The sequence below is a fragment of the Bradyrhizobium sp. SYSU BS000235 genome (genome assembly GCF_049747295.1).
GTDB lineage: Bacteria > Pseudomonadota > Alphaproteobacteria > Rhizobiales > Xanthobacteraceae > Afipia.
The window spans coordinates 3087888-3107312 of record NZ_JBMHJM010000001.1; the positions used below are offsets into that span (position 1 = coordinate 3087888).

The 19425-nt window shown below is 59.2% G+C and carries 19 protein-coding genes and 1 tRNA gene; 9 read left to right on the forward strand and 11 right to left on the reverse strand.

The annotated features are described in order from the left end of the window. Positions 1-18: 18 nt before the first annotated feature. From ACP0KA_RS14395 to ACP0KA_RS14405, 3 genes are all read right to left on the reverse strand, one after another. The gene (locus tag ACP0KA_RS14395; protein WP_424629432.1) at positions 19-387 is read right to left on the reverse strand and encodes a BA14K family protein; all 369 of its coding nucleotides are present in this window, start codon (positions 385-387) and stop codon (positions 19-21) included. A 147-nt stretch (positions 388-534) separates the two neighbouring features. Continuing rightward, positions 535-2241 (reverse strand): ArnT family glycosyltransferase, encoded by a 1707-nt coding sequence (locus ACP0KA_RS14400; RefSeq protein ID WP_424629433.1) that lies wholly within the window; start codon positions 2239-2241, stop codon positions 535-537. A gap of 150 nt (positions 2242-2391) precedes the next feature. Next, the gene (locus tag ACP0KA_RS14405; protein ID WP_424629434.1) at positions 2392-3501 is read right to left on the reverse strand and encodes an ATP-dependent DNA helicase; all 1110 of its coding nucleotides are present in this window, start codon (positions 3499-3501) and stop codon (positions 2392-2394) included. Between the two features lie 169 nt (positions 3502-3670). Here ACP0KA_RS14405 and ACP0KA_RS14410 point away from each other — a divergent pair, with 169 nt between their 5' ends. From ACP0KA_RS14410 to ACP0KA_RS14420, 3 genes are all read left to right on the forward strand, one after another. Further along, positions 3671-3832, forward strand: a complete 162-nt coding sequence (locus tag ACP0KA_RS14410; protein ID WP_424629435.1) for a hypothetical protein — start codon at positions 3671-3673, stop codon at positions 3830-3832. 100 nt (positions 3833-3932) lie between these two features. Next, positions 3933-5171, forward strand: coding sequence for a PLP-dependent aminotransferase family protein (locus tag ACP0KA_RS14415; protein ID WP_424629436.1), 1239 nt, complete (start codon positions 3933-3935; stop codon positions 5169-5171). A 17-nt stretch (positions 5172-5188) separates the two neighbouring features. Continuing rightward, positions 5189-5719: an SRPBCC family protein gene (locus ACP0KA_RS14420; RefSeq protein WP_424629437.1), complete on the forward strand. Its 531-nt coding sequence runs from the start codon at positions 5189-5191 to the stop codon at positions 5717-5719. Between the two features lie 54 nt (positions 5720-5773). Here ACP0KA_RS14420 and ACP0KA_RS14425 read toward each other — a convergent pair whose 3' ends face one another. The 8 genes from ACP0KA_RS14425 to ACP0KA_RS14460 form a co-directional block, all read right to left on the reverse strand. Further along, the gene (locus ACP0KA_RS14425) at positions 5774-7150 is read right to left on the reverse strand and encodes a sigma-54 interaction domain-containing protein (protein ID WP_424629438.1); all 1377 of its coding nucleotides are present in this window, start codon (positions 7148-7150) and stop codon (positions 5774-5776) included. A gap of 59 nt (positions 7151-7209) precedes the next feature. Then, positions 7210-7563 (reverse strand): flagellar motor switch protein FliN, encoded by a 354-nt coding sequence (fliN, locus tag ACP0KA_RS14430; protein ID WP_424629439.1) that lies wholly within the window; start codon positions 7561-7563, stop codon positions 7210-7212. Then, positions 7560-8198, reverse strand: coding sequence for a FliH/SctL family protein (locus ACP0KA_RS14435; protein ID WP_424629440.1), 639 nt, complete (start codon positions 8196-8198; stop codon positions 7560-7562). Before ACP0KA_RS14435 ends, fliN begins: the two co-directional genes overlap by 4 nt. Next, positions 8198-9325: a flagellar motor switch protein FliG gene (gene fliG / locus ACP0KA_RS14440; protein WP_424629441.1), complete on the reverse strand. Its 1128-nt coding sequence runs from the start codon at positions 9323-9325 to the stop codon at positions 8198-8200. The genes ACP0KA_RS14435 and fliG overlap by 1 nt, the downstream gene beginning before the upstream one ends. 6 nt (positions 9326-9331) lie before the next feature. Continuing rightward, positions 9332-10924, reverse strand: coding sequence for a flagellar basal-body MS-ring/collar protein FliF (gene fliF, locus ACP0KA_RS14445; protein WP_424629442.1), 1593 nt, complete (start codon positions 10922-10924; stop codon positions 9332-9334). Between the two features lie 269 nt (positions 10925-11193). Further along, the gene (locus ACP0KA_RS14450; RefSeq protein ID WP_002714638.1) at positions 11194-11469 is read right to left on the reverse strand and encodes a DUF1153 domain-containing protein; all 276 of its coding nucleotides are present in this window, start codon (positions 11467-11469) and stop codon (positions 11194-11196) included. Positions 11470-11639: 170 nt separating this feature from the next. Next, entirely contained in the window at positions 11640-12362 is a 723-nt protein-coding gene (locus ACP0KA_RS14455) for a flagellar hook assembly protein FlgD (RefSeq protein ID WP_424629443.1), read from the reverse strand. An 11-nt stretch (positions 12363-12373) separates the two neighbouring features. Continuing rightward, on the reverse strand, positions 12374-14017 hold the full coding sequence (locus tag ACP0KA_RS14460; protein ID WP_424629444.1) for a flagellar hook-length control protein FliK: 1644 nt from the start codon (positions 14015-14017) through the stop codon (positions 12374-12376). Positions 14018-14277: 260 nt separating this feature from the next. On the opposite strand from ACP0KA_RS14460, the gene mnmA reads away from it, so the two are divergent. The 6 genes from mnmA to ACP0KA_RS14490 all read left to right on the forward strand — a co-directional run bounded on the left by mnmA (position 14278) and on the right by ACP0KA_RS14490 (position 19410). Further along, entirely contained in the window at positions 14278-15456 is a 1179-nt protein-coding gene (mnmA, locus tag ACP0KA_RS14465) for a tRNA 2-thiouridine(34) synthase MnmA (protein WP_424629445.1), read from the forward strand. 25 nt (positions 15457-15481) lie between these two features. Beyond that, positions 15482-16120 (forward strand): class I SAM-dependent methyltransferase, encoded by a 639-nt coding sequence (locus ACP0KA_RS14470; RefSeq protein ID WP_424629446.1) that lies wholly within the window; start codon positions 15482-15484, stop codon positions 16118-16120. Between the two features lie 116 nt (positions 16121-16236). Continuing rightward, complete coding sequence (locus ACP0KA_RS14475; protein WP_424629447.1) at positions 16237-16602, forward strand: hypothetical protein; 366 nt, start codon at positions 16237-16239, stop codon at positions 16600-16602. Positions 16603-16843: 241 nt separating this feature from the next. Next, positions 16844-16920 (forward strand) — tRNA-Met (locus tag ACP0KA_RS14480). A 200-nt stretch (positions 16921-17120) separates the two neighbouring features. Further along, complete coding sequence (locus ACP0KA_RS14485) at positions 17121-17969, forward strand: asparagine synthetase B family protein (protein WP_424631610.1); 849 nt, start codon at positions 17121-17123, stop codon at positions 17967-17969. A 433-nt stretch (positions 17970-18402) separates the two neighbouring features. Beyond that, the gene (locus tag ACP0KA_RS14490; RefSeq protein ID WP_424629448.1) at positions 18403-19410 is read left to right on the forward strand and encodes a hypothetical protein; all 1008 of its coding nucleotides are present in this window, start codon (positions 18403-18405) and stop codon (positions 19408-19410) included. Positions 19411-19425 lie beyond the last annotated feature (15 nt).

Genomic DNA, 19425 nt, shown 5'->3' on the forward strand with positions numbered 1-19425 from the left:
GCTATTGTGTCAGATTTCTTACGGGCAGGGATACCGATTGCCGTCGGTGCTGAGATAAGTGCCCGAACGAGGATCATAGGAGCGATAGCGCTGTGCGCAATAGGCTGCGTTCTGATTGGCCTGCGCAGCGGAGGCTGCGATTGCGCCTCCAATGATAGCGCCTGCGGCAAGGCCAATGCCGAGTCCTGCAGCGCCGCCGCCGCCACCACCGTGATAATGGCCGCGCCCATGCCACCGGCGATATTGCACGTTCGTCACATCGCTGGACGAGGTGACTTTGGAGAGACCGGCATTGGTCATCAATGGCGCTGAAATCGCAGGCAGCGAGGAGACGAGCGTCATCGAGCCAATGAGCATCGTCACCGCAAGACGTCTTGCTGTTCGCATATGTGCTCCTTTTCTTAAGATTGGTACGTGAATGGACTTTGAACCTTCGCACAGCGAAGCGATGCAATTATGCCACAGGTTTGATGAAACGCGGATTAAAAATTGGTATCAAATGTGGTGCTTTAAAATGTTGATTGTTAGCCGTTTTTATTCCGTGGGCTTGTAGCCATGCGCACGAATCGCGCGGCGGTCCTTCACGACGCCAATGACCACGCCCATGCGTTCGATTGTCGCAATTGTTTTGCCATCGAGGTTGCGGTCGCAGTTCATATGTGTCGGTGCGATGTAAAAGTCCGCATAACGCCAATCCCACATCTTGATCCAGTGCAGGTTGGGTCGCGCGTATTCTTCATAGGAGACTCGCTCACCGCATACGGCGACGCGATAGTTATGTGTTTTTGCGGTCGCAGGCTCGGTGCGGTCCAGGAAATCGTTTAGTTCCTCGACAGCCTCCGGCATGATGTTCACCCAATAATCCGTGACAAAACGCCGTGAAGCGCCCTGCAACCCGCCGACGAGCTGATTGTAGTAGAGATATTCGTGCGGATGGAGTTCGACGAGTTTGGTTGCCGTCCACGCATAACAGACAGCAATAAACGCAAGGCCGCCCATCATCGCGTTGCGGTGCCAGCGTTTCAGCAGACCGATGCCGCCGCTGAGGCCGATACCTGCCAGAACTGCAATGGGTGGAAATACGAATAGAAAGTGCCTGCAGCCGTCCAGTGCAGGACCCTGTGCGATCACCTGACACACCACAGGGAAGAACGCCGTGAATGCGATCAGGCCAATTTCGCGGCGGCGTTTGCGGTTCTCGGCTTGATCAGATGCAAGAGCCGGTACAGCGAGTAGCGCGGTTATCAAGACCGTTGCGCCCAGCGTCAGCAATGGGAGCCTGATCGCGATATAGGTCGGGATGTAGTATCGGGGAACATCGGCCATCTCGTACATCCGGCCGAAAATGATCGTGCGGATGTGATAGTGGAAATCGCCGAATGAAATGAGGCCCCGTATCGGATTGAGCGGAGAGAGCGCTGCGTAAGGCCACGTGACGATCATGATGACGTAAGCGATGACGAGACCGGGCAAAAACCACAGCATCGATGTCAGGATAAATTGCGCCCGCTCTTTCCAGTATCCGGCAAATGGCCTCGGCGTGTTGATGAGAATGGTGAGGCCGGCATATCCGAACAGCAGGAGGCTGAGCGATCTGATGCCGAGTGCTGCGCCGGTCATCACGCCGAGGCCAATCACGTGACGCATGCGAGGGATTGGCAAGTCGCGCGCGGCGCGGATCAGGAAGTAGGTTGCGCCGGCCATGAACGTGGCGAGCGGAATTCCCTTGGTGTGGTTGAACATGCCACCATACCATGAGCCGCACAGTGCCAGCGCAACAATGGCAAAAAATCCTGCGCGGGGGCCCGCGATCAGCCGGGCCGTTGCGCCGGTGGCGACGATACCGCCGATGCCGATCAGCGCGCACAGCAGATGACGAAGTTCATAGATATCGACGGGGAGGACCTTGCCGAGCAATACGGCGACGGTGTCGAACAGCCCGCCATAAAGATAGAGGTTATCAAACTTGAAGAGCGACTGATCTGTGAAACCGCTTTTGTAATATGCGATGATCAGTTCGCCGTAGTGGCTTTGCAGACCTTCATCATTGGAAACGGCGTAATCCTGGAAGGTCCAGAAGACGATTGTCAGCAGAGCCACCAGTGCGCATGCGGAGGCGAGGTCAAAAGCATCGCGCGCGGCGATCCAGTTCAGTAACCGTTTTAACAGCGTCGAGAAAACGGCACGCAAAGACCGCCGCGGCCCGGATTGCCCGAGCTGTCCGGTAATGGAATCGCTCATACCCGCAGATGCCCCTTATTCCCCTCGTCGCATGGCGACGTGTCCCTGCCGGCGTCTTTGGCCAGCTTGGTGGGAACCATAGGTGCGGAACGGAGCACCGCTCAAGTGAATTACATTTTGCAGTGCGGGAGGCGGCCTAAGAAAAAGGTATTAGACGACAACGGTCAATCGCTTGGCCGCCCGGGTGATGCCGGTGTAGAGCCAGCGGGCGCGGCTGTCCTGAAACGCGAAACTTTCGTCGAACAGGACGACGTCGTTCCACTGCGAACCTTGAGACTTGTGCACCGTGAGCACGTAGCCGTAGTCGAATTCGTCGTAAGGACGGCGCTGCTCCCACGGAATGTCCTCAATGCCGCCCGCAAAGCAATCCGCACGGACTGAGACCTTCGTGACTTTCGCGCCGAATTCTTCCTCGGGCGACAGCCGCATGGTGATGATCTGTGATTTTGATTGCGCCCGGGCTTTGACGCGCCACAGCCCGCCGTTGAAGAGGGCCTTCTTGCGGTTGTTTCTCAAGCACACCAGCTTGTCGCCGGCCACCGGCAACGGATCTTCGATGTTCTGCTTTTGCCGTACGCGCATGTTGTAGGAGCGGCGGGTGTTGTTGCGCCCGACAAGAATCTGGTCGGCGGCCATCACGCGGTCGGGATCGAGGCTGTCGCGCCTGACCACCTCGCTCTCGCCGAACGTTCCAACATCCAGCGCGCGGCCTTCGCGGACTGCCATCGACATCCGTACGATCGGGTCGTCCTGGGCCTGGCGATGCACCTCGGTCAACATGGCATCGGGCTCGGAATCGGTGAAAAAGCCGCCGCCCTGGATCGGCGGCAACTGCGCTGGGTCACCGAGGACGAGCAGCGGACAGTCGAACGACATCAGGTCGCGGCCGAGCTCCGCATCCACCATCGAGCATTCGTCGATGACGATCAGCTTGGCCTTCGAGGCCGGCGCGTCGTCCCACAATTCAAAATTCGGTTGCTCCTCGCCGGACTCGCGGGTGCGGTAAATCAGTGAGTGAATCGTCGAGGCGTTGTCGCAGCCCTTGTTCCGCATCACCAGCGCGGCCTTGCCGGTAAAGGCTGCGAATTTCACGTTGCCACTGACACCGTCGGCAATATGCCGTGCGAGGGTGGTCTTCCCTGTGCCGGCGTAGCCGAACAGCCGGAAAACCGGCGGCGTGTTGCCCCTGCCAGGTTTGGCCTTGAGCCAGTCTGAAACGGCCTGGAGAGCCTGATCTTGATGAGGAGTGAAAGTCGCCATGTTGTCTGAATAGTCTGTAAGGAAGGAAACGTGCCGGTCGGATGCATAGCCGACTCGATGCCGCTGTGGACTACAATATAGTGCTCTCGGCGCCTCAAATCAGCAGCGATTCCCAATCGATTCTAGCTCATAAGATATGTCGCGGCGAAGGAATGAAACGGAGCGGGTAGTGCAGTTTTTCAAGCGTCTCGTCGTCGCAGTCGTCATACTTTTCGTCATAACAGTGTTTGGCCTGTTCGCCCTCAATTTTTATCGCCGCTATACCGCCGGCCACCCCGATGCACAGCCTCCGGTGATCTACGAACGATCAGACCGGCCATCGCGGGCCTGATGGCTGGCCATAGCCCGCTGGTACTTCTATAAAACAGAACGACCGAAAACGGCGAGTGAGGGAAGCCTCATGCAAGCAACAAGAATGGAGAGACGCCCTCATGACTTCCGCATCGTTCGACTTTGCACCGTTGCTGGCTGATGGTTTGCCCCCTGCTGCGGCGAAATGGAATGGTTTTCCGAAATACAATTTTGTCGGCGGCAACAACGATCCCGATCAAGTTCCAGTCGATCGGTTGCTGGCGGCGTCGACCGCAGTGCTGACACGCGAAGGGACGACACTTTCGACCTACGGCCTGAACAGCGGTCCGCTAGGCTATCGGCCGTTGCGCGAATTTCTTGTCGGCAAACTCAAGCGTGATGCCGGCATTTCCTGCTCGGCAGATGAAATCCTCATCACGTCGGGCTCTCTGCAAGGGCTTGATCTGGTCAACGCTATCCTGACATCGCCTGGTGACACGGTGCTGATCGAACAGGAGTGTTATCAAGGGTCGATCACCCGGCTGGTCCGGCGCGGCGTTAACATCGTGGGTATTCCGCTCGATAAGGATGGCATGCGGATCGATGCGGTCGCGGAGGCTCTTGAGAATCTCAAGCGCAAGGGGATTCGGCCGAAGTACATTTACACGATTCCGACAGTGCAGAATCCCACTGGCACAATCTTGGGCGAACAGCGTCGGCGCGAACTGCTGAAGTTGTCTGCTGACTATGGCGTGCCGATCTTCGAAGACGATTGTTATGCGGATCTGATCTGGAATGGCCAGCGCCCGCCGGCCCTTTACGCCATGAGCGAAAATGGCGGTGTCATACACATCGGTTCGTTCTCCAAGTCGGTGGCCCCAGCTTTGCGCGTCGGCTACATCGTCGCGCCGTGGGCGGTGCTGTCGCGCATTCTTCCCATTAAAACCGATGCCGGCTCCGGCGCGCTTGAACAGATGGTGTTGGCGGAATTTTGCACGGCTCATTTTGCGGATCATGTGCCCAAGCTGACGCGCGGCCTTCGCGCCAAGCTGGATGCGTTGATGGAGGCGCTAGCCGAACAGTTCGGGACCTCGGCTGAATTCGAGGAGCCGAAAGGCGGCATCTTCCTGTGGGTCAAGTTACCGGACAATGTCGATACAATGAAGCTGTATCAGCAGGCACTCGCATCGGGGATTGCGATCAATCCTGGCACGGAATGGTCGACCAACAAACCGCACAGCACGAGCAGGCTGAGGCTTTGCTTCGCCAGCCCATCGGTGCAGGAGATACGCGACGGCGTTGCGGCGCTCGCCGAGGTTTGTCGCCGTGAATTCGGCGTGCCCAGCCGGAGCGCGAACGTCGAGCGTGCCGCGAAGTAGAAATTTGGAGAAGAGAGTTGCTGAGGAAGATCCTGTTCGGCCTCGCGACGCTGCTGGTCGTTCTGGTTGTGATTATCATCACCCAGCCGTCGGAATATCGTGTGTCGCGAACACTGACGATGTCCGCGCCCGCGCCGGATATCTTCGCTCAGCTCAACGATTTCCACCGCTGGGAAGCCTGGTCGCCATGGGCCAAGCTCGATCCGGCAGCGAAAGTGTCGTTTGAGGGCGCATCGACCGGCAAGGGCGCCGTCTTTGCGTGGTCCGGCAATAGCAAAGTGGGCGAGGGGCGGATGACGCTGGTCGAGAGCGAGCCAGATCATCTCGTCAGGACTCGTACGGACTTTGTGAAGCCGTTCGTCGGCAGCAGCTACAGCGAATTTACGTTGCGCCCTGAAGGCAGCGGCACGGTCGTATCTTGGACGATGTTCGGTCAGAACGATTTCATCGGCAAGGCGATGTGCCTGGTCATCAGCATGGACAAGATGCTGGGCGGTGAAATGGAGAAAGGGCTGGCCAGCGTTAAAGGGTTGGTTGAAGCAAAATAAGGAACGCCGGCGAGGATGGCTCCTGCGCCGGCGCTTGGTTTGAGTGGTTCGGGATCAGGCCGCAGCCGCGCTCCGCAATTCGCCGGAGCCGGGCGGTGGGATTGGCTGACCGTCGTCGGCGTATTCGTTCAGCTTGTTGCGCAGCGTCCGGATCGAGATGCCGAGAATATTCGCCGCATGGGTGCGATTGCCGAGGCAGTGCTTGAGCGTCTCCAGAATGAGATCGCGCTCGACGTCCGCCACCGTGCGGCCGACCAGTGCGCGCGTCACTTGCTCTGCGGCGAGCGTCGCGTGAGCCACGACTGGCGCGGTCTTGGTGAGATCGAGACGATCGCCATCGGGTGACAGAATGGCATCGGCCCCGATTTCGTCACCGCTCGCCATCAGCACCGCGCGGTGCATGGTGTTCTCGAGCTCGCGGACGTTGCCTTGCCAGCGGTTGGTGGTCAGGATGCGACGCGCATCGGTGGAAATGGGCCGCAGGGGAACGCCGTTGGCGTCGGAATACTTCTTGGCGAAGTGTTGAGCGAGTTCGAGAATGTCGGCCGGCCGATCGCGGAGCGCCGGAATTTTCAAATTCACGACATTGAGCCGGAACAGCAGGTCTTCGCGGAAGGTGCCTTCCCGCACGGCATCCGAAAGGTTTCGGTTGGAGGTTGCGATAATCCGGATGTCGACCGGGACGGGGCGCGTGCCGCCGACGCGATCGATCACGCGCTCCTGGATTGCGCGCAGCAGCTTCGATTGCAGACGCACGTCCATTTCCGAGATTTCGTCCAGCAGCAGTGTACCCCCGGTGGCCTCCTCGAACTTGCCGATGCGTCGCGCGATGGCACCGGTGAACGCGCCTTTTTCGTGGCCGAAGAGTTCGGATTCCAGAAGATGCTCAGGGATCGCCGCACAGTTGACCGAGATGAACGGCCGTTTGGCGCGATTTGAGCGGGTATGAACGTAACGGGCGAGGACTTCCTTGCCCGTGCCGGACTCGCCGGTGATCATGACGGAGGCATCCGAGCCGGCGATCTGCTGGGCCAGCTTGATGACCTTCGCCATCACTTCATCGCGGTAGATGAGATCGCGGGAATCGTTCGCGACCGCGGCAAGAACCGCCGCGATCAGTTCCGGATCGGGAGGCAGGGGGATGTATTCTTTGGCGCCCGCGTGGATCGCCGCGACAGCCGCGCGCGCATCGGTGGTGATGCCGCAGGCGACGATGGGCACATGGATGTGCTCCGCTTCAAGCCGCATGACGAGATCGCGGATATCCAGCGCAACATCGACCAGTAGAAGATCCGCGCCTTTGCCGCCGCGGACAACGCGCATCGCCTGCTCGCTGTCCTCAGCGTGGGTCACCGTTGCACCGCTTTCCATGGCGATCTTGGTCGCCGTGGTGAGCTGTCCTTTCAAAGTGCCGACAATGAGAAGCCGCATGGTATACTCCTGTTGATATCCCGCACCATTCGCGGCGGCAGGTCGTTAAGTCACAACAATTAAGCGCGTTCAGCCTTGATGATTTCGGTCATGGTCACGCCAAGCTTGTCCTCGACGAGGACGACTTCCCCGCGTGCAACGAGCCGGTTGTTGACATAGATGTCGATGGCTTCGCCGACGCGGCGATCAAGTTCGAGAACCGTGCCGGGTCCCAGCTTCAGCAGGTTGGCCACATCCATTTTGGATCGGCCAAGCACTGCGGAAACTTGCACCGGAACGTCGAAGACGGCTTCGAGATCGGAGGCAATTCGGCCGGCATAATCATCGTCGTCGAACATCTCTTGATCATCGAGCGGCGGTGCGTCAGCGGCATTGAGATCTGGAAGCGGAATATTGCCGTCGGTATCACTCATGATTGACCCCCATTGCGCGACGCCAGATAGCGCCCGACAAGTTCATTGATTTTGATGTCGATCGCCGCGCGATCGAGCGTGACACCACCGTCGGCCCATTCGATTTTGCAGTCGCCGGTTGGAATGTCGGGTTCTGCGAGGATGACGAGACGCCCTTCGAAGCCGCTGCGCCTGGCGAGCTGTTCGACCCGTTCGCGGGCCGAGTCATACAGAGCATCGTTGATCCGGACGACGATATGCGGCGTCGATGTCAGGTGCCGGAAGCAATCGCTGACCAGCGAAGTGATCTCTGTCAGGGGCTCCGCAGCCATCAGCTCGGTGCAAAGCTTGCGCGCAACGGCGAGGGCGACTTCAACAGCCTCCGTTTCCATCCGGTTTTCGACGGTCGCAAAGTTCTTGGCGATGGTCCCGACAGAGGCTTCGATGCCGGCGAGAGCTTGCGCCATCTGCCGGTCGCTCATCACCTTGGCTTCGCGTTGGGCTGCATCGAAACCTGCGCGATAGCTGCGCGCTTCGGCATCGGCGACACGTTTGGCGATCTCTTCGGGGGTAGGGACGTGTTCCTTGGCGGCATTCGGATCCTGCGCCGGTGCGGCGAAATCGATGTCGAAAAGGAATTTTGCTGGTGAGCCCATTAATACACCAGCTCGTCGTCAGCACGATTTTTCTGCAGCATGATTTCACCCTTGGCGGCGAGATCCTTGGCAAGGTTGACCAGAAGTGCCTGCGCTTCGTCGACATCGCGCAGTCGAACGGGACCAGCTGCGGCCATGTCGTCGGTGAGCATCTTGGCGGCGCGGCTCGACATATTGCCGAGGAAGAAGGCACGAACCGTCTCGTTCGCACCCTTCAAGGCAATGCCCAGCTTGTCCTTGTCGACATGCCGCATGAGCGTTTGAGCCGATCCGGCATCGAGTTTCACCAGATCGTCGAAGGTGAACATCAGCGCCTTGATGCGTTCGGCGGATTCGCGGTTGTCTTCTTCCAGAGAGGTGAGGAAGCGAGTTTCGGTCTGGCGGTCGAAATTGTTGAAGATTTCGGCCATGACTTCATGGGCGTCGCGCCGGCGGGTCTGCGAGAGGTTCGACATGAACTCAACACGCAGGGTCTGCTCGATGCGTTCGACGACCTCCTTCTGGACTGCTTCCATCTTCAGCATGCGGCCGACGACGTCGAGCGCCATGTCTTCCGGCAGGATGGCCAGCACGCGCGCTGCGTGTTCAGGCTTCAGCTTCGACAGCACGACGGCGATGGTCTGCGGATATTCGTTCTTGAGGTAGTTGGCGAGAACCTCTTCCTGCACGTTGGAAAGTTTTTCCCACATGTTGCGGCCGACGGGGCCGCGGATTTCGTCCATGATTCCGGTCACGCGATCGGATGGCAGATATTGATGGAGCAGACGTTCGGTCGCGTCGAAGTTGCCCATCAATGCGCCGGAAGCGGACATGCGTGACACGAACTCCAGCAGCAGGTCCTCAACCACTTCCGCTTCGATGGTGCCCAGGTTGGCCATCACGCCGGATAGTTCGCGCACTTCATCGTCGTGCAGCAGAGACCAGACTTTGGATCCATATTTTTCGCCGAGCGCCAGCATCATGATGGCGGCACGCTTGGGGCCCGGGAGAGGGGCACTTTGGGCACGGCCGCTCTGACGACTTGCCAGGGTTGCAACAACGCCCGTGATGTCATTCGTGTTGGCTGCGGTCGCGTCAGCGGAAGGTTGCGCCGTCGGATTGTTGGTTAGAGCTGGAGGTGTTGCCATGTCGGGTTACGCCGGTTCTGCGAGCCATTGACGAATGATGGAGACGGTTTCGTTCGGATTACGTTCGGCGAGTTCGCCGACGCGGTGCACGGATTGAGCGTGGACCTGGCCTTGAACCTGCGCGACATCGATCATTGTATTCGCGACGAGCTGAGCGGGCTCCGGTTCGGCGGGGGACGCCAACAGCGGCGCAGGCTCCGGTACAGGATCGGAAGCCAGTACGCGTTTGAGAAGCGGGCGTACCACCATGAACACCACGACCAGCCCGAGGATCATCATCACGCCTAGCTCGACGAAGTACATGATGTCGTCTTTGGTGAACTGGAACATCCCAAGGAGACCCTTCGGCTCCTGGGAAGGGATGATGGATGGACCTTCAGCAAACCGCAGGTTGACAACCTCGACCTGATCGCCGCGCTTCTGGTCGAAACCGATCGCCGAGCGGACCAAGGTGCCGATGCGATCGAGTTCTTCCTGCGGGCGTGCGGCGTAGACGACTTCGCCCTTGTCGTTCTTGGTATAGCTGCCGTCGACGAGCACAGCGACGGAGATACGGTTGACGCGGCCGGCTTCGATGACTTCGGTCTTGGTGGTGCGGGAAATCTCGTAATTATTGATTTCCTCGCTCTTTTTGCTTTGATCTTTCGCCGTGGCTGCCGAAGTCTGTCCCTGATTGCCCGGGAGCTCGTTGTTGACGGTGACTTGTCCATCGCGGCCGTCTGAAGTTTGAGACGCTTCTTCGCGCGATTGGCTCGACCGCAGCACGCGGCCCTCGGGATCGAACTTGTCGGAGGTCTGCGTGATCTTGTTGTAGTCGAAGTCGGCGGAGAGCTGAACTCGCGCACGCCCGGCACCGACCACGGACGAGACAATCGCCTCGACTTGATCGCGCAAGCGCTTCTCGTAGGCAGAACGACGTTCATCTCCGCCGGCACCATCGCCGGCTCCGTCTTCGGCGGCGCCGTTGGCCAGCAATTGTCCGGTTTCATCGACGATCGAGACGCGTTGCGCTTTCATGCCGTTGACCGCGGAGGCGACGATGTGGCGGATCGCACGAACCTGCTGGGGCTCAAGCGCGCCGCGGACACGCAGCACGATGGAAGCTGAAGGCTCCGGCGTTTCGCGCGAGAACAGCGGCCGCTCGGGCAACACGAGGTGGACGCGTGCGGCCTGGATGCGGTCGATGCCCTTGATGGTACGGGCCAGTTCGCCTTCGAGGGCGCGCAGATGATTGATGTTCTGGACGAAGCTGGTAGAGCCGAGGGCGTCGGACTTGTCAAAAATCTCGTAACCGATGCCACCGCCTTTAGGCAGGCCGCCTTCGGCCAGCTTCATGCGCAGCCGCGTGACCTTGTCCTTCGGCACCATAATGACGGCGCCGTCGTTCTTCATTTCGTAAGGGATGTTCTGGCGCTCGAGATCCTTGATGATCGCCGAGGAGTCTTCGTAGCTCAGGTCTGTGAAGAGGGTCATCATGGGCGGTGTCGTAACGCGCATGATGACGAAGCCAAAGAAGCCGATGAGAGCCAGCGTCACGGCGCCCATCGCTGCCATGCGTGCTGCGCCCAGACTTTTCAAAAATTCCAGAAGACCTTGCAAGACTCAGCCCGCCCCAAGATTCGGCACCACGTGCCACTGGGCAGAATTTGCCTAGATATGGTTTCCATATGGTTAACGGCGGTTAACAGCTCCTACGAGTTTCTTAAAGTTGGTCACCGGCGCCATCATGAGAACCAAGGCTTTTTACTGAACCGCTTTTTATTGATTCAGGGTGTGAGGGGGCTGATTTTCACGGCGCAATAGCGTCGAAGCCGGCTTCAGGTCTGAAGCCGGCTTCGAAACACTAACGAAAGGTAAATATCGAGGTTTTACTGGCGATACTGCTGGATGCGGGTGGTGCGCAATCCGGCCAGACCATGCTGGTCGATGGAGAATTGCCAGGACAGGAATTCGTCAACAGTTAGCGTATAGCGACTGCAGGCTTCTTCGAGGGACAACAGGCCACCGCGAACGGCAGCCACGACCTCGGCTTTGCGACGGATGACCCATCGCTTGGTTCCGGGCGCGGGAAGGTCCGCAATCGTTAACGGACTTCCATCGGGCCCGATGACGTACTTCACCCTCGGGCGGTGGGGTTCTGTCATGGTGTACTCACAAACTCGAAAACTACTGAACTCGTGAGCTGACGTTACCCTGCGCCACTTAAAATTTGCCTAAACCCAAGCCTAGAATACGATTCTCCTTCGATTTGTCTCAAAAGTGTCAACCCGGTCTCGAGGAGACCGGGTCTAAGGGAGCCTATCTGAAACGCCAATCAGCTGCTCGTCCCACCGCTGCTGTTCGGAGCCACCACCCGCTTGATCTGGTCCGTCGTGTAATTCTGGCCGCCGATGGAGAGCAAAGCGGGGCTCGCCGTGAGATCGACGGAGTCCACCAGACCCTGCACCTCGGTGGGCACGGCCACGTTGTTGCCGTTGCTGTCCTTGGCCGTGATCGTCATCTTGTAGTTGCCGGTGGGCCATTGCGTGCCGTCATTGCCCTTGCCGTCCCATACGAAGCTGAAGTCGCCGCCTTTGATATCCATGTTGCCGGAATAGGCCGTACGGCCTGTCGAATCCTGGATGGTGATCGTTGCATCCACGTCTTTCGGTGCCGTCAGATTCCAGGTCGCATGTCCGTCGAACATTGCGGTGCTGCCATCGACGGCAACGGTCTGGCCGACATAGACGAGCGCCTGTGTCGATTGCGCCGACTTCTCGATGTTGACCAGCGAGGTGAGGGAGTCGTTGGTTTTGAGCTGCTGTTCGACTTGTGCGAACTGCACGAGCTGCTGGGTGAACTGGTTGGTATCCAGCGGATCGAGCGGGTTTTGGTTCTGCAGCTGAGTGGTCAGCAGTGTGAGGAACTGCTGAAAGTTATCTGCGATACCGCCCGCGCCGCCGGCGCCCGAGCTCGTGTCGGTGGTGGTCGGCGTTTTGGTTGACGGAGCTGATGTAGGGACTGGTGCCTGATTTGGAGCTGTAGATCCGACGGCCATGTTTGATCTCCTTAAACCCTGATATCGACGCCGCCGCTCGATCCGAGCATGCGGCCGTAATTATGTCCTGCGGCTTGCGCAGGCACTTTGTTTTCTTCGGCAATGACCAGACGCTGCGACTGGCGGCCCGACCCACTGTCGTTCTGCTGGCCCGATGAAGATTGATCACGCAGGCTGAATTGCAGGCCGCCGTTTCCGGTCTTCAGACCGGCATCTTCCAGAGCCTGCTGCAATTGCGGTGCATCCCGGCGCAGCATGTCGAGCGTTGCAGGGCGCTCGACGGTGAGGTGCGAGGTCACCTGACCATGCTTGTCGACGTCAAGACGAACATCGATGCGTCCCAGCTCAGCGGGATCGAGGCGGATTTCAAAGCGGCTGTTGCCGCCGATCGCACGCAGCGCGATATCGGCTGCCAGCCCATCGAGCGAAACGGGCGCGTCACCAGCGAGCACCGTTGCCGTCAGTTGCGGGGCAGGCACCGCGGCGACGTTAGCAACGTTGAGCTGAAGCGGCTGCGGCTGATTGTTCGCCAGAAGGACGCTCGGATCAGGCTGCAATGGCTGGATCGCCGGGGCAGGGGTTGACGGGTGACTTTCGGCCGCCGGTGTGTGGGAGGGCTTGGAGGTTTTGGAGGAATCCGTGCCGTCTGCTGAAGTCGCCGCCGTGTCCTGCTTGGTCTCAGTCTTGTCGGTCACCGGCTTTTCAGCACCAGTGTCCGCATCGGCCTTCGGCTTTTTCACCTGGGCTGATTCTGCTGTCTGCTCTGAGGGGGCAGATGCCGTCGATGAGTCGATGATTTGCTTGTCGCTGTCCGAGCCGGCCGCAGCGGTCTTCGCCGAGTCTCCGGTGGACTTGCCTTTGGCGGCCCCTGGCGCATGCTGTGTGGGGACTGCGGTTGTCGTTGCGACTGTGGCCGTGGCGGCCTCCGCGACCTCTGGGGTCGACAGTTTCGTGGTTTCCGCGGCGGCTGCGGCGGCCAATTTCGGATCCGTCGGAGAGGTCGTATTTTCGCCGGCAGCGGAAGCGTCGACGGTTGCGGATGGATCAGTTTTTCCTGCCGTTTGCGTCGCCGAGTTTGCTGGAGATCCTGCGACGGCTTCGATTGCCGCCGTGGCTGCCTGGGCATCGCCCGCGGGGGATGACGTCGAAGCAGTCACAACGGGGACAACGACAGCAACGGCGTTCGGATCGACTGCGACAGCGGGCGATGCCGTTGTCGATGGATCGGTTTCGCCGTCTTTGCTCTGATCACCGTCTTTCTTGCCGTCGGATGAGGCCTTGCTGGTCCCGTCGCCTTCAGCAGCACCTTGGCTGGTCGTAGCCGTCTTGCCGGTCTGATCAGACCCCTTGCTAGCAGAGGCGGGCTCGTCCTTCGGAGCGGAGGTCGCTTGCGTCGTGTCGCTTTTGGCTGTGTTCGGGGCGTCCGGCCGGCCGCTATCGCGCGGAGCGTTATCCGTCCGCTGTGGCTGGACGGGCTGCGAAGCCCCTCGATCGTCCGGGGGGGTCGGCGTTGCGTTGTCGATCAGCGCCGCGAAGCCATCCGACGGCGCGGGTGCGGAGTGGGGTTGCTTCGATCGCGCGGCGTAAGTTGGCGCAGACGCGGCAATTTCATGAGTAGCACTGAACACGGGCGACCTTTCGCGGTAGACGTTCATTCTTGTTCAGCAAGGACCGGGCCAGTCGCCAAATTTTCAAAAATTAATTGCTTTTCAATTGGTTACCTTGGTTCCCAGACGTTAAGGGCGGTCCAAGAACCAGCGGTTTTCTGCCCGCTCGGCAAGTTTTGCCTCTTAGAGCGGATCGAGGGGGCCGCGATTGCTTCGCGGAGGAGCGACCTATAAATAAAGGCCAACCCCTAGCATTGATGCCGCCGGTTCCCTGCAATCGTTGTGGCACAGCAAGATCGGCCGGAACCATGCTCAACAGCCTCGACCTTGAAGGTCGCCCGGAGGATACCCGGGTCGTGGTCGCTATGTCAGGCGGCGTCGATTCGTCAGCAACGGCGGCATTGCTGAAGGCCGAAGGTTACGACGTCGTCGGTATTACGCTGCAATTGTACGATCACGGTGCGGCATCCCATCGCAAGGGAGCATGTTGCGCGGGCCGGGACATCCATGATGCGCGCGATGTCGCGGAACGGATCGGCATCCCGCACTACGTGCTCGACTACGAAAGCCGGTTTCGCGAGTCCGTGATCGAGAGCTTTGCTGAGAGTTACGTGCATGGCGAAACGCCGGTGCCGTGCATTGAGTGCAATCGCTCGATCAAGTTTCGCGATCTTCTCACAACCGCACGGGACCTTGGCGCCAAGGCGCTGGCAACCGGTCACTATGTTGCATCCCGGCGTCTTGCGGATGGATCGCGCGCCCTGGTTTGCGCGGCGGATGCCGACCGGGACCAGAGCTACTTCCTGTTTGCAACGACGCAGGAGCAACTGGCCAACGTACGCTTTCCTCTGGGCGACATGACCAAGGCGGAGACGCGCGAACTGGCGCGCCGGTTCGGCCTGTCGGTTGCCGACAAGCAGGACAGCCAGGACATCTGTTTCGTGCCCACCGGCCGCTACACCGACGTGATCGAACGGCTGAAGCCGAATGCCATGGAGCCCGGAGACATTGTCGATCTTGACGGTCGCGTCATTGGCCAGCATCAAGGCATCGTCAATTTCACAATCGGCCAGCGTCGCGGTCTGGGCATTGCTGCCAGCGCACCGCTCTATGTCGTTCATCTCGATGCTGACACGCGCCGGGTGGTGGTGGGGCCGCGCGAGGCCTTGAACGTCAGGCAGATCGTCTTGCGTGATGTGAACTGGATTGGGGATGGCGCGCTCGACCAAGCTGTCGCCGGTGGTCTCGAAATGTTCGTCAAGGTGCGCTCGACCCGTGCGCCGCAACCGGCTTGGCTGCGTCGGATCGATGGCAACTACGAGATTGAGCTGGTTGACGGCGAAGAAGGCGTCTCGCCTGGTCAGGCCTGCGTGTTTTATGATGCGCCATCGGGGCAGGCGCGTGTGCTTGGCGGCGGCTTCATCAAGAGCGCCACGCCGCGGCATTCACGCGAGAAGCCTGTGTTGCGTGCAGCGCTAGCAGGATAGCGCGCGACAAGAGCGGGGCTGGGTCATGAGTAACGATATCGACCGCGCTGGTGTGGCGAGGGCCTACGCGGCCTGGGCCCCGGTTTACGATTTCGTGTTCGGTGCCGTGTTCGATCAGGGCCGCAAATCCACTATCGAGATCGCCGATGCGATTGGTGGACGCGTGCTCGATGTCGGTGTCGGTACGGGCCTGTCGTTGTCGGCCTATTCGCGCTCAACAAGATTGTGCGGCGTCGACATTTCCGAACCGATGCTGCGTAAGGCGCAGGAACGCGTTCGTGCCCTCAATCTCACCAATGTCGAGACGTTGTCGGTGATGGACGCCAGGAATCTTGCGTTCCCGGACGGCGCATTCGATGCAGTGGTGGCGCAATATGTCATCACGGCTGTGCCGGATCCCGAAGGAACGCTCGATGATTTTGTCCGGGTGTTGAAACCGGGAGGCGAACTCATTCTGGTCAATCACATCGGCGCGGAAAGCGGCCCTCGCAAGATTTTTGAGCTTGCCTTCGCGCCGCTTGCCCGGCGGCTTGGCTGGCGCCCGGAATTTCCCTGGGATCGGCTGGCGAACTGGGCCGCGAAACATGGGGGCGTCACGTTGATTGAACGGCGTCCTATGCCGCCAATGGGCCATTTTTCGCTCATTCGCTACCGAAAAAGCTAACCTCGCCTAGTGCCTGACTCCGAAGTCCGCATTCCAGATTCGTCGCACGAATGATGTGGACTTCTGAACCGCCACACTCGCACGGAACATCCGCGCGGCGACGTCGTTGGCCTTGCATGAAAGCAAAGCTCTCACTTGCATTGGTTTGCACGCTGCCGCTGTTCTCGGTGACCGCTGGAGCCCAGGCGCCTCCCGCGCCCGCCACGCCGCCGGCCCAGACGGCGCCGCCGAACCCCGCGCGCGACACGCGTTGCGCGCCGACCGAAGCCGTGCCTCACGACAACACAATCGCCCCAAAGGGAACCACAACAGGGAGCGGATCGGGCTCTCTCGGCGACAAACTGGCCAAATCCGACGGCGTGTTGTGTCCACCGCCGGGGGTCGACCCTGAAATGCACGCGCCGACGCCTCAGGGCGGTGCGATGCCGGTGATCCCGCCGCCCGGCGGTCCTGGCGGGGATCCGAATGTCAGGCCGAAATGAGATTCGAGGCTCCTGACGGAGCGGCGTGGGTGAGACGGAAACAGGAAATCGGGGTCTGCTGAAGGGCCCCGAAGGGTACCGCAAACCCAAAATGAATGGACCTGTTGAAGGTTAACCCAGTTGGCCGGGCAACTTGTTCCCAATTGGAGCTGGTGAGCAAATGTCATCGCTTGACAGGCATTTGGCTGACTTCCTATAAGCCGCTGGTTCATCCACGTGGCGTCTGCCGGGTTGAACATGTGGCGAGGTAGCTCAGCTGGTTAGAGCACGGGAATCATAATCCTGGGGTCGGGGGTTCGAGTCCCTCTCTCGCTACCATCTGATCCCCCCGGAACGGGCAGGGAACGACGGAATCTCTCATAATTCAGCAAGCGGATCTCGATCGTGGGGTCGGTGCTGTTGGGCTGGCACCATACTCAATCTACAAAGGATTCAATAAACTACGGCCTGCGCACTTCCTTGTACTTGCCGATGGCGCGCAGGAGCCGCGCATCGAATCTGACTGGAGCCCGCGCGAGATAGCCGAGGCGCAGCAGGCCAGTCCGCTGATGGCTTTTCTGCCGAAACATCATCGTTATAACCGGGTCGGCGATAAGATTCACAAAGCTGCTGAGCTGTTATCTTTTGAAACGATGGACGAGGTCTATCGTCGTCTCGTTTCGCACTGGACGAGTCCCGAACATATCGTTCCTGGAAGTCGCGAACCTGCGACCATGTTAACGGGATTGGAGCCGCTACCAAAACTATCCGGTAGCGTCGAACGAATGATGTACATCGATTTACTTAGCTATCTTCCGGACGACATTTTGGTGAAGGTAGATCGCGCTGCGATGGCGGTGGGCCTCGAGACGCGCGTGCCGTTGCTTGATCATCGGATTGTTGAGTTTGCAATGTCTCTACCGCTGTCGCTCCTCCGCGCTGAAGGCAAAACTGAGTGGCCTCTGCGGCAACTGCTGTACAAGCATGTGCCACGAAAACTCGTGGAGCGGCCCAAGATGGGTTTTGGAATTCCTGTCGGGGAATGGTTGCGTGGTGATTTGCGAGAGTGGGCGGAAGACCTGCTGAGCGAAGCTCGATTGAAGAGCGATGGCTTCTTCGATCCCCTGCTTGTTCGCAATGCGTGGCAGGATCACGTATCTGGACGCCGAAATTACCAGTACCCCTTGTGGGACGTGCTGATGTTCCGGGCCTGGCACACGTCCCAACAGCGGGAGCTATCAGCCTCGCGCATTGATAAGCAGCTTGTTCGGTTGTCGCGGGCGACCGGCTTTAAAAGGCGCGCCTCTTGTGTGCGTAAGAGGTCTGGCTTTTCCGCTGAAACGACCGCATCCAGGCTGGACGTGGCGCGATCTGTGCTTCGCCCGTAGCGGACTGCGACGCCGGTTTACGATTCCATTTGGCGCAGATAGGCTCGTGAAATGAGGCCGATCCGGTACGGAGATCGCGATTGTGTTTGCGGCGTTGCGTCAATTGATCACGTCGAGCGCCTCCGCTGGCGGCGCCAAGGATATGGTTTTTGAACCAAGTTCGCTGTTCGATCCCCTCGGTCGCGTCTTCTATAGCAACGGCGAAGTCCATAGGGGTATCGTTCAAAGCCACGCAAAGTGCGCCCGCGAGACCCTTCGAGCAGCCGAACGTCATGACTGGTTTGACTTCGGATTGGTGAGAACGTCCGTCTCCCCGATATCGGCGCCTGGCTTCCCGTTGGTCCTTCGACATCAAAAGATCGAATTCTCCACCACCAGGGCGGAATGGACCGGCGAGGGACTGCGCGCGGCAACCTTATGCACCTTGCGACTGTTGCGAAAGCTGGTCGAAAGCGGGTGGGCACTGAAGGACGGGCATCCATGGAATATTATGTTCGATGGAACGCGAGCAACCTTTGTTGATTTCGGCTCGATCATCCCAATCGCACAGTTCGACCAGATCAAGTTCTATGACGAACTGCGGAGTTACTTCCTTGCGCCATTGCATCTGTTCGCGAACGGAGAACCGAAATTGGCGCGCGAAGCCTTGCGCGAACATCATACCGGTGTTGGTCTTCAATTGACTAAAGCCGGAGATGCGAGGTTTATCTCGCGTGATCTCGATGCGCATGGATTCAATCTGGATCTTCCGCTGAAAGACATTCCCAACTACATGATCCACCATATCGTTGAGATGGGGCTGCCAACGGTCGAAGGGAAATGGTCGGTCTATCCTCAGCAGGACATTGAGGTCGACCCGGGCGAACTTCTTCCAAAGCATCAGATCGTTCAAAACCTGTTAGCTCAGGACAAGGGAACAACCCTGTTTGATATCGGGGCGAGCCGCGGACTGCACAGCATGATGGCGGAAAGGCTGGGCAAGAATGTCTTGCTGGGTGATGTCGAGGAGAGCGTGCTCAACGATCTCTTCCTAAGATGCACCTCGAAGGACAGTCGTCGTCTTCAGCCGATCTACTACAACTTCCTTCATCCCATGCCGGCCAGCGGGATTCTCGGCGCCGTATCCGGTGCAACTGACAGGTTGCGCAGCGATACCGTTTTGATGCTTGCGCTCACGCACCACCTCGTATTCGGCTATGGCCTCAATTTCGAAACCATCGCTCGTGGAATTTGGCAACTTGTAAAAAGCAGAGCCATCATCGAGTTCGTCTCGCCGAAAGACAGTCATGTCCAGGAATGGAATCCGGATCGATTGCCGTGGTACGGTTTGGAGCTGTTGCTCGAGAAAATGTCTGGTTATTTCGGGCGCGTAGAGGTGGTGCCGTTGGATCAAGACGCAATTCGCGTTTTGATTTTATGTCAGGATCCGCGGCGCGGCTGACCCCACACTTCAGGC